The 15,543-nt window shown below is 61.7% G+C and carries 8 protein-coding genes; 5 read left to right on the top strand and 3 right to left on the bottom strand.

What is annotated here, in order from left to right; translation table 11 throughout:
- Nucleotides 1-14: 14 nt before the first annotated feature.
- Entirely contained in the window at nt 15-1,019 is a 1,005-nt protein-coding gene (locus tag EDD52_RS09665; RefSeq protein ID WP_132244306.1) for a DctP family TRAP transporter solute-binding subunit, read from the bottom strand.
- Nucleotides 1,020-1,310: 291 nt separating this feature from the next.
- Here EDD52_RS09665 and EDD52_RS09670 point away from each other — a divergent pair, with 291 nt between their 5' ends.
- Nucleotides 1,311-3,983, top strand: a complete 2,673-nt coding sequence (locus EDD52_RS09670) for a cation-translocating P-type ATPase (RefSeq protein WP_165907496.1) — start codon at nt 1,311-1,313, stop codon at nt 3,981-3,983.
- A 55-nt stretch (nt 3,984-4,038) separates the two neighbouring features.
- Here the strand turns inward: EDD52_RS09670 and EDD52_RS09675 are convergent, their stop codons facing one another.
- Nucleotides 4,039-5,118: a GAF domain-containing protein gene (locus EDD52_RS09675; protein ID WP_132244310.1), complete on the bottom strand. Its 1,080-nt coding sequence runs from the start codon at nt 5,116-5,118 to the stop codon at nt 4,039-4,041.
- A gap of 509 nt (nt 5,119-5,627) precedes the next feature.
- Here EDD52_RS09675 and EDD52_RS09680 point away from each other — a divergent pair.
- The 4 genes from EDD52_RS09680 to EDD52_RS09695 are packed head-to-tail and all read left to right on the top strand — an operon-like array spanning nt 5,628 to nt 14,231.
- Nucleotides 5,628-7,241, top strand: coding sequence for a S8 family serine peptidase (locus tag EDD52_RS09680; protein ID WP_132244312.1), 1,614 nt, complete (start codon nt 5,628-5,630; stop codon nt 7,239-7,241).
- 6 nt (nt 7,242-7,247) lie between these two features.
- Nucleotides 7,248-9,077, top strand: coding sequence for a S1 family peptidase (locus EDD52_RS09685; protein WP_132244314.1), 1,830 nt, complete (start codon nt 7,248-7,250; stop codon nt 9,075-9,077).
- A complete protein-coding gene (locus EDD52_RS09690; RefSeq protein WP_132244316.1) occupies nt 9,074-12,205 on the top strand; it encodes an ATP-binding protein in 3,132 nt (1,043 codons plus the stop codon). The genes EDD52_RS09685 and EDD52_RS09690 overlap by 4 nt, the downstream gene beginning before the upstream one ends.
- 43 nt (nt 12,206-12,248) lie before the next feature.
- Complete coding sequence (locus tag EDD52_RS09695) at nt 12,249-14,231, top strand: DNA/RNA non-specific endonuclease (RefSeq protein ID WP_165907497.1); 1,983 nt, start codon at nt 12,249-12,251, stop codon at nt 14,229-14,231.
- A 9-nt stretch (nt 14,232-14,240) separates the two neighbouring features.
- Here EDD52_RS09695 and EDD52_RS09700 read toward each other — a convergent pair whose 3' ends face one another.
- On the bottom strand, nt 14,241-15,428 hold the full coding sequence (locus EDD52_RS09700) for a hypothetical protein (RefSeq protein WP_132244319.1): 1,188 nt from the start codon (nt 15,426-15,428) through the stop codon (nt 14,241-14,243).
- Nucleotides 15,429-15,543: the final 115 nt, after the last annotated feature.

Below are 15,543 nucleotides of genomic sequence, written 5' to 3' on the forward strand. Positions count from 1 at the left end.
GTTTGCGTCACTGATCAGTGTTTCGCATTGATCGCCTGTGCAGCGTCAATGTTTTCCTGACCGACATCATCGGTGAACTGTTCCCAGACGGGCTTCATCGCGTCGACCCAGGCTTGACGTTGGTCGGCATCCAGCTCCCGGATTTCGGCGCCGGCGTCCAGCACGGCCTGACGGGCCTGCATGTCGACCTCACCCACCGCGGCGTTCCGCTCGTCGGTAACTTCGTTAATGATGGTTGTCAGCTGGTCGCGAACATCATCCGACAGCCCGTCCCACCAATCGGTGGAGGTCACGAGCATGTAGTCGAGAACACCGTGGTTGGTTTCGGTCGTGCCATCCTGAACCTCAAAGAACTTCTGGCCGTAGATGTTTGACCATGTGTTCTCCTGCCCGTCGACCACACCGGTTTGCAGCGCGCCGTAAACTTCGGAGAAGGCCATCGGCTGCGGGCTGGCATCAAGCGCCTCGAACTGCGCCTTGAGCACATCCGAAGGCTGCACGCGGAATTTCAGACCGGCCGCATCTTCGGGAGAGATCAGCGGCTTGCTCGCCGACATCTGCTTCATCCCGTTATGCCAGAAACCCAGTCCCAACAGCCCACGGCGGGCCATCGATTCCTTCATCGCCTGACCCGTTTCAGAGTTCTGGAACTCGTTCACGGCATTGATGTTCTTGAACATGAACGGCAGGTCGAAAATGCGGAACACCTTGGTGAACTGTTCGAATTTCGACAGCGATGGCGCCGCCATCTGAACATCACCCTGAAGCATCGCTTCGAGAACCTGATCATCGTTGTAAAGCGTGGAGTTCGGGAAGACCTCCATGCAGGCCTTGCCGTTCATCTCTTCGTTGACCCGCTCCATCAGCAAAGATGCCGCGATACCCTTGGGGTGGCGGTCGGTATTTGTGACGTGGCTGAACTTGATAACGACCTCACCATCGTCACAAGCGGCGGCCGCCGTCTGAGCGGTTGCGGTCAAAGCGGCCGCAATGGCCGCGGTTGCCAGTAGTTTTTTCATATTATCTCCTCCCTGGAGTTTTTGTTTGTAGCTTGATGACATCGGCTTGACACGCGATGCCGTAACGTCAGCGAACGGCCTTCAGACCAGATCCGCCAGCTGTTCCGAAGGTCGGGCCAAATTCCGAAAAATACAATCCCTTTCAACGCGCATATCGCAGACGGACGCGGTAAATGGATCTTGCACGCTGCTTGACCTCGATCAACGTCAATGTCCGGGCCCATTTGATAGCGCTGGAAGAAGAGCTGACCTTGGCAAAAGGGGCCAGCATGACCGCGCCGGGAAAGCATGATGGAAAACAAGCGAGACGCGCAATTCTTCGCCCTGCCCGCCCCCGAGGTTCTGACCGCCCTTGAGGTTGATGCCGCGCGCGGCCTTGCGCGGGATGATATCTCCCGAAGGCGACAAAGGTTCGGGGCAAACCAGCTGGAGGCGTCGGATCGCACCAGTTGGGTCGAGATTGTCCTGCATCAGTTCAAGAGCGTCATCGTTTGGTTGCTCGCCACGGCAAGTGGCTTCGCGCTCTATCTTGGTGATCTTGCCGAGGCCGTCGCGATCATTGTCGTTTTGATGATCAATTTCGTGATCGGCTTCGTCACTGAACTGCGCGCCAACCGTTCGATGGAAGCGCTGCGCAAATTCGCGCGGGTCAAGAGCCGTGTCAGGCGGCATGGGCAGGAAATCACCATCGACGCCGAGGAACTGGTTCCCGGCGACCTCGTGCTGCTGGAAGAAGGCGATGTGGTGACCGCCGACCTGCGTCTGATCCAGTCGAGCGGGTTGCATTGCGACGAAAGCGTTCTGACCGGAGAGTCTCATCCTGTCGCCAAGAGCGTTGATGCCCTTGCCCCCGATCTTCCGCTGGCCGACCGGGTGAACATGGCGTTCAAGGGCACGTCGGTCACACGCGGACGCGCTGAAGGGGTCGTCGTTGCGACCGGTATGGCCACGGAACTGGGCAGGATCAGTGATCTGGTCCAGAAGGCCGAGGCGAAGGTCGCCCCGCTTGAACGCAGGTTGGACCGGTTGGGCCACAAACTGATCTGGCTGACGCTGGCGCTCGCCCTGATCACCGTGTTGGCGGGGCTGTTACGGGGGCACGCCCTGACCGACATGATCCAGACGGGCGTGGCGCTGGCCGTCGCCGCGGTCCCCGAGGGCCTGCCAGTCGTCGCGACCCTGACACTTGCCCGTGGGATGTGGCGGATGGCTGCGCACAACGCCCTGATCTCTAACATGCCATCGGTCGAAACCCTGGGCGCGACGACCGTCATCCTTACCGACAAGACCGGCACGCTGACGCAGAACCGGATGGCGGCTGTGCGCTACATTCTGGCCCAGACCGAACCGGAGCTTGGCGAGGACATCGGGGGCGCTCCGGGCGGTGCGCTCTTGAAGGCGATGCAGATCGGCCTTCTGTGCAACGCCGCCTCGCTGGAAAGCGGGACCGATGGAACCCCGGCACCCGGAGATCCGATGGAACGCGCCTTGCTGCTGGCCGCCCGCGACGCAGGGATCGATCTGGCCCAAACCCGGCATCGCTACCCGGAAGTCGACCAACACCCGTTTGATGCCGATCTGAAAATGATGGCGACGGTGCATGACACGGAACAAGGCATTCTGGTCGCCGTGAAAGGTGCCCCGGAAGCCGTTCTGCAACATTGCGTTTCAGTTCTTGATGAAGATGGCGAAACCTACGTCCTCGATCAGGCGGAGCTGCAGCGCTGGACGGGTCGGGCCGAAGCGGCGGCACAGGAGGGTTTGCGCCTTCTGGCACTGGCTTTTCATGAAGCGGCTGACTGTCCCGAGACCCCCTTCGGGCAGCTCACATTGGCAGGGATCGTCTGTCTTCGCGATCCGATCCGCCCGAATGTCCCCGACGCGCTTCGGCAGACCCGCAAGGCCGGTGTGCGTGTGGTCATGGTCACCGGCGACCACGCCCGCACGGCTGCGGCCATCGCCACTGCGGCCGGCCTTGGGGAGGCTCCTCTGAATGTGATCGAAAGGGACGAGCTTGCCCGGACCGATCTTACAACCCTAGGCGAGGAAGATCGGCGCAAGCTGCTAGACGTGGATATTTTTGCGCGGGTGGAGCCGATCACCAAGCTGCACCTCGTGCGTCTTTATCAGGACAGCGGCGAAATTGTTGCCATGACCGGGGATGGTGTCAACGACGCGCCGGCCCTGAAGAAAGCCGATATCGGGATCGCCATGGGGCTGCGAGGAACAGAGGTCGCGCGTGAGGCCGCGGACATGGTGCTCAAGGACGACAATTTCGCGACGATCGTCACCGCGATGCGTCAGGGCCGTGTCATCCTTGATAATATACGGACCTTCGTCGTCTATCTCATGTCCTGCAATGTCAGCGAGATCCTCGTCGTCGGGCTGGCAATCGCGGCGGGGCTGCCAGCGCCCTTGCTGCCGCTTCAGATCCTGTTTTTGAACCTGATCACTGACGTCTTCCCGGCCTTCGCCCTGGGCCTTGGCCAGGGGGATGACAGGATCATGGAACGCCCTCCGCGCGATCCGGCCGAAACCATCGTAACGCGGGGCCATTGGCTCGAAATCGGGATGCTTGGGGTGCTGATCACCGGGTTGACCCTGCTGGCCTTCATCCTTGCGCTTTACTGGCTGAAGCTTGGCACTGAGGGCGCGGTGACCGTCTCGTTCCTGACCTTGGCACTGGCGCAGCTTTGGAATGTATTCAACATGCGCGCGCCGGGCAGTCCCATCCTTGTCAACGAAGTCACCGGGAACCGCACTGTCTGGGGCGCCATCGCCTTATGCATCGGCCTGCTTGCCGCCGCGCTCTGGATACCCGAGCTCGCTGCGGTTCTTGACCTCGCGGATCCCGGCGCGGCGGGGCTGATGCTGGCAGGTGGCATGAGCAGCTTGCAGTTCATCCTCGGGACAGCGCTTGTCGGGCTGAATATTCCGCGGCGCCTCGGGGCGCGGGCAGCTTAGCCCTAGCGCCTGCCAAAGGTGACCCCGGTCAGGGTTCAGCCCGGGTCCCCGACGATCAACTGGCCGCCACGGGCTGTCTTTGCTGGGCGATATAATGCAGCAATGCCTCTTCGGATTGCTTGAGGTTCTTGATCTGGCCAAAGACGCTTAGATGAGCGGTCGCGAACATGGACACGATGCTGAGGATCGAGAATTCCTCTTCGCTCCACGTCTGGCTGCGCGGCTCATCGCTGAAGAATTCGACAACGCCATGCAGAACCCCGTTGAGGATCAGCGGCGTTCCCGCATAGCTGCCACAAAGACCGTCCGGAGTGTGGGATTTCCCCAGATCGTCAAAGGCGACATGCCTGCACTCCCTGATGACCTCGCTCGTCAATGCCTTGAAATCGGTGCGACGCTCCAAGGCCGCGATGTGGCCTTGCTCGTCATGATCGAAAATCGGTTCCACCTGTCCGCAACCCGTCTTGCAGATGCGACCCGCTTTCATCCCCAAGGCCTTGCAACTGGCCCGCAGCAGCTCTTCGAACCGGGTGTGGACGGGAAGATCGGGGGACATGAAGGCCATGGCGATGGATTCCCGCATGGCATTGTAGCGCAGCGACCTCTTCAACTGCGTTTCGTTCAGCGCCAGCATCGCCCGCAACAGGATTTCGTCATTCACGCAATGTGCAAGGTCTTTCAGCGTCTCAAGCTCTGTTTCCGTCCATTCCCGCACCTGATTTTCTATCACGCACAGCGCGCCTGCGGGGCTGCCTTCCGGTGCGATGATCGGCACACCCAGATAGGCAATGACATTCAGCTCGTCCACCGCCCGGTTGTCCGCCACCAACGGATGCACACGCGCGTCGGACACCATGAGCGGTTTGCCTTCGCGCTTCACATGCTGACAAAAGGAATGCGACAAGGGGGTCTGCCGCTGGCCGCGCCAAGGTTCCCCGAGCCCCTGATGGCTGAGAAAATACTGCCTGTCGCGCTCCTCCTGCACGATGGAGATCAGCGCCACCGGAACCTTGAACAACCGCATGGCCAGCCGCGTCAGCGCGTCAAACGCACCGGGGGTTTCCTGTTCGGGTTGGCACAGCGCGTCGATGGTGAAGAAATCGGTGGCCGCAGGGCTTTTGGAACTGGCATTCATGTCAGGGTCACTCTTGAAACGAAGGTTACGGGGTATACGGATTTCCGGGCGTCATTTTCTGCCAAAGCTTGGTTAACATTATCTTTACAAGCTGTTTGCCAGACCGTTTTTCGCGGATATTCATTCGAAACCCGGCGCAACGTCATGTCTTGCGGGGCCTGCCCCGCAGCCTGAGGGCGAGGGCAGGCAATTCACGTCAATCACATAGTGTGCTATACTGCACGCTGCCGGGTATTTTCACCGGTCGGACCGAATCGAATTTTTTTGGAATTGATAAACCTGATGGCAACGGTCAGCTCCCCACCGGGATCGTCTGCACACTGCACCCCACCGCGCCCGGCACAACTCCAGCGCCACGCTTCACCCTATTGTGCCATGCAAGCGCACGTGCCGATTGACAGCGCCCCCACCCTCCCCGGAACATGGCAGAGGGTGAATTGCGCGGCTCTGATCACGTCCCAGGTCAGGAACGACACCGTAAAGAGTTACGAAAGAAGGATTTTTGAAAGATGGCAAGAGACGCGTATGACACCCTGATCGAGACCCCCGGCAGAGACGACCGTGATCCGCTCAGTATCGAGCTGGTATTCGCAGCCCCCCTTTCGCAGGCCGAGGTGCAGGCCCGTCTAGCCACGGTTCTGCCGGATGTGGAGGCGCGGGCAGAGGCGGTCTTTGACGAAAACGGCGACCGTTTCCACTTTGTCACCTTCGCGAAAATCGACCCGCACGGGCAAGAGCGCGAAGTCTTCGCCTTCGCCCGAGAGCTGCGCCGCGAGATGGAGGCGGAAGAGGCCAATCCCGTGCTGCCCGACAGCCTTTACGGTGCGGTACATGTTGGCACCGAGGGTCTGTTCAGCTTCTGCGAAACCCCGCGTGACAGCTCTCGCCCGTTTGGCTGGCATCATCCTCAAATAAAAACCCCGCTGGCCTGGGCACATACCAAAGGAAGCGGCAGCACGGTGGCCGTGATCGACACCGGCTATACCGGTCATAACGAGCTTCACGGCGTGATCGAAATGCAGGGCCAGTGGAATTTTGTCGAAAACGATGGCGATGCGCGCGACAGGTTCACCGGTGGCTTTCTGAAAAACCCCGGTCACGGCACGCTTGTGACCTCTGTGGTTGCCTCTCGGGGCGGGGCGGATATGCAGGGCAACACCACCGCGCCGGGTGGCGTGACGGGGACGGCCCCTGAAGCAAAAGTGCTTCCAATTCGCGCGATCCGGTCTGTCATCGATTTCAACCAGCGCCGGATTGCACCCGCGATCATGCATGCGGTAGCCCAGAAGGCCGATGTGATCGTTATGGCGCTGGGTGGGCCCACGCGCGTCGCCTCGACAGAGCAGGCCCTGCGCAACGCCGTGGCCGAGGGCACGGTTGTCGTTTGCGCGGCGGGCAACTGCTACCCTGCGGTGGTTTTTCCCGCGGCCTACGCGCCGATGGGCATCTGCACCGCTGTCGCCGCCTTGCAGCCGGACAAACGACCGTGGCGAAAATCCGGTCGGGGGCGCGAGGTGACGCTGTCTGCCTATGGCGAACATGTCTGGGGCGCGGCAAAGAACAAGCCCTCTGACCCCGATGCGGGCATCCGCGCAAGCCAGGGCACGACGCTGGCAACATCCATGACCGGCGGGGTCGCCGCACTTTGGGTTGCGCGGCATGGCGGGCGGGCTACCCTTCTGTCCAAGGCACGCGCTGCTGGCACGACGGTGCAGGCGATGTGGGTGCATTGCGCGACGCACGGGCTTTCTCAACCGTCCGAATGGGGCGGCGCAACCAATCTGGGCGCCGGGATTATTGACGCCAGGCGGGTGCTGGAAACGCCCTTGCCGACCGGAACCGAAAACCCCGCGCCGCCCGATCCCGTGGCCACATCCACGCTGAATGTGCTGGTGTCCCACCTTGCCGGGCAAAGCACCGAGGCCGCCAATGAAGTGACACCTGCCCTGTCGGAATACGCGCCAGAGATCCTCTGGCTGAGCTATCGTCGCGGCGCCCGCGCACGCATTGCCGAAACCGAAGGCGGCGCCGAAGCGGTGCCGGGCCAGGACGAGGCCACGCCGGGCCTGAAGACGGAGCTGACGGACAAACCGGCGCTGGCCGCTCTTGTCGGGTCCGGTTGACACGACATGCTGACGGTCGGGAAAATGCGCAAGGCGCTGGTCGCTCACGAGCAGGTCATCCGCCGTGCGCTGACGGCGCTGTTTCCCAGCCCCGACGAACCGCTCAGTCTTGACGCCATCGCTATGGGCGTCGAGGAGGAAGACGGCGAAGATCTGGCAGATATGCTGTTGGCCACCCTGAACCAGTTCGGCAAGGTGCCCCATTTCATCAGCTACCTTCGCGCACGTGGTGCTGATCCGGTACCGCTTCCCCGGGACCGCATTTTTGCGCGCAATATCGCACGGTTCACCGGGATCGAGATTGGCGAGCCTCTGCATCCCAGCTTTGACCTTGGCGCGCTGGGTGACTTCGCCGCGCGGGCCGAAGCGTTCCGGTGTCGCATTACGCTGGACGACGCCGCCGAAGGGTCGGGCGCTTTTGTTGCACCAAACCTGGTGCTGACGGCCTCTCATGTGCTCGACCGCCTTTTCGCGCCGCGCGCGGATGACAGCCCTGCCCCCCGGCTCGGGATCATCGCGTCCGACGGCGAGCGGTACCCTGCGACCTGCGTGCAGCGCTGGCCCTATCATGACGGCGAGGTCAACGGTGCCCTGCCGCCCGACGGCATGGCGCAAACCCATGTCGATATCGCGTTGCTGCGCGTATTCATGCCGCTGGGCCAGGCTTACGGGTGTATCGACGTGTCCGCTGATCCGCCCGATTTCGTGGGGCCAAGCATGTTCACGCTGGTCCACTACCCGGAAGGGCGTGAGACGGGTTTTGTCTCTGGCAGGGTCCGGCGCGACGGTCCGGGGGCAAGCCGCCTGCCTCATGACATTGACACGGCCGGCGGATCATCGGGCGGGCCGGGCTTTGACAGGGATCTCAGGTTCCTTGGCATTCATCAGGGGCGGTGGCAGAACGTCCGCCGCCTTGTGCCCTATGAACGGTTCCGGGATGAGCCGCGCTTTCGCGCCCTTATCGAAGAGAACAGCAAGCTGCGCTTTCTCTGGTCGCTGGATCGCAATATCGAGGGGCCGCTCATCATTGGCCGCAGACAATTCAACACCGGTCTCGCCGCGATGCTGGAAAAGCCCACATCCCGGTTGCGGGGCATCTGGATCCGGCGCGAGGATACCAACTCGATCCGTGGGCTTGGATTCAGCTACGATATGCTGGAGGCCTACCTGTTGCTCCACGAACGGCCAGACGCGGTTCTTCCGCATCGCTGCATCCGCATCAGCCCGAGCCTGCGCACGACGGACCTTCTGGCAGACCTCGCCCAGCTTGCGCTGGAAGACGACCTTGCCCCCGAGGCCCTCCCCGGCACCGGCGATGGTCAGACGACGGATGTTGCTCATCAGGAAAGCCGCGCGGATGCATTGATGCAGGCCATGCAACGACGCGCCGAAGCGAAAGGCCAGACATGGTGGGTGTTTTTCGACAATCCTCCCAATGGCTTGTCTCCTGATGTTCAGGTACAGCTTGAACATATCGCGCGCCATCTTCCGACCCGGGCGAACCTCCGGCTGATCCTCGCCGGATATGAAACCTACCGCCTCGCCCCGCTGCGCTTTGGCAATGTGGCCGAAGCGGACACTGCGCGGCGCGCAGGCTTGCTGGTAGAGGAATTGGGACCATTCACGCGAAGCGATGTGGAGGCTACGATCAATGCTATGATCACCTCGCTGTCTCCCGAAGCCGAACTGCGCCCCGCCCGCCTGCAAGAGATGACCGAAATGTCGCTGCAAGGGCTCGTCGCGGATGCAACAGGCGAATTCAGCGGCAAAGACCTTGGCACCGTAGCGGCGCAACTGCGCAGGCAGGTCAAGGCCTTCCTCGGAGTGGACGCATGACGCAGGCGCTTGATGAACTGAAGCTCAAAGTGTTGCAGGCAGCGGCTTTGCGCGGCCCGTTTGATCCGCGCGCCCTGCTCAAAGAAGTGCTGAGCAAGGAGGAATATGCCGACAAGGTCCGGCGGGCCCGGTTATTGTCACTGCTGCACGAGCATTGCACCGAAGAGCGCAGCTCTGCCGACGGTAACGTGCAATGGCTGCTGCGCGCATCGACAAGAGAGCGGGCGCTGGCCGAATATGAAGGCACCGAACCAGATGTCCCTACAGAGATCACATCCGCTCTGGATGGCCATGGGAAATTTGATCCTGACGCCATCAAAGAGATGATCACGACGTCCGAAGACGAAAGCGCCCTGTCCGAAATCACGGTCACGCTGGAACGTGCCGGCAGCAAAGCGCCCGGCCACGAATACCTGATGGCGCTGCGCAGCCGCTTGAACACCTTGCGACAGGCCCGCCAGACGGACGCGATGCTGGGGGATAAGTTCATCGGGCGAAGTGACGAGCTGCGCGAGATCGAGAGTTGGATCGCGGCACCCCAAACCAAGCCGCCCCTGCGCAGCCTGCATATTGTCGGCATTCCCGGGATCGGCAAATCCTTCCTGCTGGAGCGTATCGTCCAGATCGCCCGGGGTCAGACGGATCTGATCCTCGTCCGGCTGGATTTCGACCGCTCTTCGCTTCAGGTCGGTGAGGGTGGCACCGTCTATGACGAGGTGTCACGCCAGATCGGCGATGCCCTGCCCGACAGCGCATCGCTTCTTCGGGATTTGCGGATGACCCATAGCGAGCGGGTCACACGCATGCTCCACGAAACTGCGGACCTGACACCGCGAGAATTGCTGCGCGCCATGATCGACGCTGTCGCTTCTGCCGGAAAACGGCTGGTCTTCCTGCTCGACACGCTCGAGGTGTTGCAAGGTCAGGGGGCAACCTACGTGCAGACGCTGATGACAGAGCTGGACCGCTTCGTGGCGCCCGGCAAGATCGGGGTGAGCGTGATCTCGGCCGGACGCGCCCCGATCTTCACCAAGAAAGACCAGCGCGACGGCGGGGTGCTGCCACTGACCAAGGTCGAGGCCGCGCTGATACAGGAGATGCTCAGACAGGAGAATATTCCCGAAGACGTCTGGCCCGCGATCGTGGAAGAAGCAAACGGCAATCCGCTGCGCCTGCGCCTGCTCATATCCGCCGTGAAGGCTGCGGGCGAAGGAAATGCGGCCGAGGCCGTGGAAGCAGCGCGCGACAACCATCTGGATCGCGGCTTCGTTCACCGGGTGATCCGCTCCCGGCTGCCGAACCATTTACGCCGGATTGCCAACGAGGGCCTGATCCTGAACGAATTGACCGCAGAGTTGCTTGTTGATGTGCTCGCACCGGCCCTTGGCCTTGGTGATCTTGGCGGTGAGGCAACTGCACTGATTGACGAGCTGTCGCTGCAACGCTGGCTGGTGTCAGATGAAGGCTCTGGGCGACTTACCCCAATTCCTGATATTCGTCAGGAAGTTATGAGCCATACTTACCGTGAAAACCCCGATGACACGGCGGCGGTAAACCGTGCGGCGCGGGGCTATTTCGCAGAGCGTGATCCGGTCCTTCACCTGTACCACGCGGCCCAGCTGATGCGCGTCGGAGAGGCTGCGCCCGACGTCGCGCCGGGGCTTGCCGACCGCTTTCCCGACCGGCTGCTCAACGAGTTGCCGGTGGAGGCGCAAGACCTTATCCGCCATGCGCGCGGTCAAAGATCTGCTACGACAGATCACATAGGGGACGCGTCCGAGACGCGCGGCTACCATGAGGCCGGGCTGGCCTCGCCAGAGGAGCGTGTGCAGGTAAAGCTGGTGCGTCTGGATCAAAGCTCTGCCACCGGGCGGGCGCGCATCGTCGACGGGCGCGGCTTTGCGGGCAGGCCCGACCCGCGCGCGGTGGCCGATCTGCGCGCGATGCTGGAGCAGGGAGAGCGGCGCGAGGCCACCCATATTCTGCGCGAAGGTCTGCCCGGCGAATACGCCCCGGCCAGCGAGGTCGGCGTATTGATCCTGTGCCATCAATGGCTGACCGGGCATTGGTCGAAGGCGCGCGACTTGTTCGCCCTGCTGCCCGACAGCGCCCTGCCTGATCTTGCCAAGGGCAATCCCCAGCTAGAGGGACGGATCACGTTGGAGATCTTCGCGGAATTCGAGTTCGGCAAGCTGGTGGAATGGCTGCACGATACCGCGTTTCGCGATTGCGCCATCAAGGTCATGCAAAGCTCTACCCGGATCGGTCTGCGCGGCGCGGCTCTGGATTTCGCGCTGATTGCTGCGAATGTAACGGTCGAGGGGCAGCATGAGGCTCTGGGCACTTTGGCGCCCTACCTCCCCGGTCGTAAAGTAGATCTGGCGCAGGAGCGGCTTCGCCAGGCCAATGCCATCCGCGCCGATTTCGAACTGACGCTGGACGCGGACTCGACGGCAGAGGGTGGAGGCCATGCCGTGGCCCTGGCACCGGTGAACCCCTACTATGACCGCTTGTTCGCGCTGGTGTCGGAAATGCAGGCCACCGGCAGGGGGCGGCTCTTGGCGGACCTGCCTGAATTTGGCAATGAATTGCTTGAGGCCGCAAATCTCCTCGTACCCGGCGTGACGGGCGTGGGCGCGGCCATTCAGAAAGTCGGGGACCGCCCGCTGGATATGCTGGCGCTGATCCGGTCGGTGGGGCTGGCGGCAGATTGGGCCGAGGGCTACAGCTTTTTCCATCCGATCCCCGAATTGCCGACCCTCGCCCGCGCGCTCAGCCGCTGGCAGCAGACATCCGCAGGCTTCTGGGCCTATGACAGCGCCCCGCCCGAAGGGTGGAGCGGGCAGGAAGGCTGGAGCAGACTGACGGACCTGCGCGCCCAAACACTGAACGCACGCGACAGCGCTGACAGGCTGCTGACGCTATGGGCGGAACCTGCCCGTGCCCAATCGACCAAAGCGCCTAGCATCCTGTCGCGGCGCCTGCGCAAACGCTTTGCCAAGGTCGCGGCCATTTCGGGCCTTCCCGGTCGGCTGCGCTTCCTCTCTGACAGTCGTATCCCGGCTGTCTTCCGCCCTGCCCTCGCCGTTCTGCCCGAGAAGGACACCCTGCCAAGCTATTTCCAATAGGGACGCCTTTGCCCGCCCACATTTCAGCACAAGGATGACCTCCATGACCGATACGACACGCAAGAGCCTTCACCGCCTTGAATCCATGGGCAATGCCGGGATGATCGACGCGTCGCGCGCCCTGATCGGCGCCAATCCCGCGATCCTGCAAGAGCTTGGCCTGACGCCGGCGCGTGCCACGGAATTGTTGGGCGCCCGGATCGACGCGCTGGAAAGCGTCGGCGGCACGCCCTCTCAGCTGGAGGCGATCGTGCGCGCGGTGGGGCGCCCACCCCTGATCGTGCGCGGCGGCAAGGTTGAGGGCACGAACAACCTCAGCACAGATTTTCCGGCCGATATCGACGTGAAAATCAGAAGGGTCGAAGCCAAGGTCGCCTCTGTCGGGCGGATCGAATTCATAAACCACGACTATAGCTGGGGGGGCACGGGCTGGGTTGTCGACAAACGCGACGACCACCTTTTGATCGTCACCAATCGTCACGTTGCCAAACTGGTCGCCCGGCGCAGCTTCCTGGGCGATGGCGTGTTCCTGTTTGCCCCCGGTGCCGCACGATACGGCGCACGGATCGACTTTTTGGAAGAGGTCGACGCTGACCCTGATCCCGCCCGGCTGTTCGATATCGAAAAATTCACCTATATCGCCGAGGATGCGGCTGCAGATATTGCCCTTGCCCGCATTGCCCTTCCTGCTGATGGGGCCGCGTTCACACCCGCCCCGATCGAGCGCGCCGCCACTGATGCCGAACATGGCGAAACGGTCGCGGTTATCGGCTATCCGGCGAAGGACTCCTTGCGCAACGATCCGACGCAGATGGCCAACTATTTTCTCAATCTCTACGACGTGAAACGTTTCTCGCCGGGGTTCCTGATCGAGGATGGGGGCATGACCATCCTGCGCCACGACTGCACCACGCTGGGTGGCAATTCCGGCTCTCCCGTCATCTCTCTCGACAGTGGCAAGGCGATCGGGCTGCACTATGCAGGCACGTTCGGCGTCGGCAATTCTGCTGTTCGGATCAGCACGTTGAACGCCCTTCTTGATGGGGCCACGCCCACTTCCGTCACCGGGTTCGAGATTTCCCAGCCGGAACGGCGCGATGGCAGCCATGATGCGTCGCATTTCGATGGGCGCGAAGGCTATGACCCGCAATTCCTGCAGGTCGCAGAGGTGCCGTTGCCGAAGGTGCCGGAAGCATTCGGTCTGTCTGCGCCTTCGGATGCGACACAGGACCGCCCGTTCGAATTGCGCTACCAGAACTTCGGCGTGCTCTATTCAGGCAGGTTCAAGACGCCGATCATCGCGGCGCTGAACATAGATGGCGCACAGACCCACCCGCAGAAACGCGGCAGTGACAAGTGGTTTGCAGACCTGCGTCTGCGCGCCGAAGAACAGCTGAAGAAAGAGGATTACGACCATGACGAGATCGACCGGGGGCACCTGATCCGGCGCGCCGCAACCAATTGGGGCGCGGATGATGCGCAGGCCAAGCGCTCCAACGATGACAGTTTCCATTACACCGTCGCGGCGCCGCAGCACCGGGCCTTCAACCGCAGCACCGCGCAATGGCTGGGGCTTGAGAATTACATCATGACCAATGTGCGCACCCACGGTTTTCGGGCCTGCGTCCTGACCGGCCCCATCCTCACCGGGGACGAGCCGCAGTTGAAGGACACGGGGGCCGTCGTGCCGCTCAAGTTCTTCAAAGTGGTGACCATGCTGGCCGAGGAAGACGGCAGTGACGGAATCCTGCGCCTGCATTCCACGGCCTATGTGCTCAGCCAGGTCGAAGTCATTCAGCAATTGCTGAGCGATCAGAACCGTATCGAAGCGGTGGGCGGTTTCGAGTTCGGCGAATACAAGACGTTCCAGGTGCGTATCCGCGACCTTGAAGCCCTGAGCCGCCTTGATTTCGGCCCCCTGCGCGATGCGGATCCGCTTGCGCGATGCATCAGCGAAAGCGAATCCACAGGCGGCAATCCACGCCCTGTTGTTGAGGTGGAAAGCTTTGCGAATATAGTGCTTTAGGCAGACGAGTTAATGTGCCTGAAACGCGATTGGCCACATGAAGTCCAGCGATTTGAAGCCTTGCCCGAGGTAATGGACGGTGCCGCTGCTATCGGCCTTGTTATAGCCCGGATGCAGCGCGCCCGTCGGAACGGAAAAGGGAAAAAACGCCTGCGTTTCCGGGTTGTAGGACGCCGTGGCGTGGCAGCCGTGGCAGCTCGCATCGAACCGCGTCCAGTAGCGCGGCTGCGCCGTGTTGGGGACGCCTGCGAAATCTTCCATGTCGGTATGGCCCAGAATCACGGGGATCGCGCCCTGCCCGTCCTGCGTAAAACGGATCTGCGTTCCATTGGGGGCGTAGGCCTCCAGTCCGAACCCACCTAGCGCGGCCTCGTCAAGAAGGCGCGCGATCTCATCGCTTGGCAAGGGCGCGCGCTGTGTGATCAGCGTCTCGCGCACATGGGCTACACCGGTGTTGTCGTTGAACTCGAACGTCGTCCAGAACCAGCTTGGATCTTCTGAATAAAACACGTCTCCGGGGTTCTCCAGCGGCTTCATCTTCACCATGATATGCAACCCGCGCCACCAGTATTCTGCGCTCTCGAACGCGAAGGTCAGGGCGCCCTCCGGCACGGGGCTGCCGTCGGTAACTTGCAACCATGACGCCTTCAGCTCGATCGAACCGACGGGCATGTCGACGTAGTCGTTCCTGGTAAAGAATGCGGCCACGTCCATCTTTGTCGTCAGACCATTCTGACGGAGGTAATCATAGCTGATCCTGTTCCGGGTAACCTCCTCATTGGCGCCGTCCGGGTCGGCGGTCGCGATCCTTCCCGCCTCCAGATCCTTTTTCTCGGCACTGGGTCGCAATACGTTGCGTGGATCGGTCGAAAAGTCGAACGCTTTGGTGGTTCCAAACGTATCGGGATCGGTCGGCCACGCCATCCAGTTCGGCACCTTTCCGGTGTCGGACATGCCTTTGCCATCCGGGTCATCAATCAACTGATTGACCCGTGCGAAGAACATCCAGGCGAGTTTCTGACGCTCTTCCAAAGAGCCATTGAACGCCATGTCGACGCAATCGGCAGCAAATGCCTCGTCAGATTTCTCTATCCACCCCTCGCCCGCGCATTCCGAATATGTACCTTGGCTGAATGCCGGGATTGCTGTGGCATACAGACCGAGAAACGGCAGCGCCAGCTTGGCGGGAATGGTCATGGGAAAGATCCTCCAGAGGTCAAATTGATCGAATGAAATTCGGGAAACCACTGAAAGAGCACTGTCGGCAACGCTATGATGTGCCAGTTTATCGACGCTATCACGGCCACGTTAC

Origin of the sequence: Primorskyibacter sedentarius (assembly GCF_004342065.1) — a bacterium.
GTDB lineage: Bacteria > Pseudomonadota > Alphaproteobacteria > Rhodobacterales > Rhodobacteraceae > Primorskyibacter > Primorskyibacter sedentarius.

Excerpts from the sequence above, each read along its gene's own strand:
- EDD52_RS09695 (WP_165907497.1), top strand. The coding sequence starts at position 12,249 with ATGACCGATACGACACGCAAGAGCCTTCACCGCCTTGAATCCATGGGC.
- EDD52_RS09665 (WP_132244306.1), bottom strand. The coding sequence starts at position 1,019 with ATGAAAAAACTACTGGCAACCGCGGCCATTGCGGCCGCTTTGACCGCA.
- EDD52_RS09675 (WP_132244310.1), bottom strand. The coding sequence starts at position 5,118 with ATGAATGCCAGTTCCAAAAGCCCTGCGGCCACCGATTTCTTCACCATC.
- EDD52_RS09670 (WP_165907496.1), top strand. The coding sequence starts at position 1,311 with ATGGAAAACAAGCGAGACGCGCAATTCTTCGCCCTGCCCGCCCCCGAG.
- EDD52_RS09685 (WP_132244314.1), top strand. The coding sequence starts at position 7,248 with ATGCTGACGGTCGGGAAAATGCGCAAGGCGCTGGTCGCTCACGAGCAG.
- EDD52_RS09690 (WP_132244316.1), top strand. The coding sequence starts at position 9,074 with ATGACGCAGGCGCTTGATGAACTGAAGCTCAAAGTGTTGCAGGCAGCG.
- EDD52_RS09700 (WP_132244319.1), bottom strand. The coding sequence starts at position 15,428 with ATGACCATTCCCGCCAAGCTGGCGCTGCCGTTTCTCGGTCTGTATGCC.
- EDD52_RS09680 (WP_132244312.1), top strand. The coding sequence starts at position 5,628 with ATGGCAAGAGACGCGTATGACACCCTGATCGAGACCCCCGGCAGAGAC.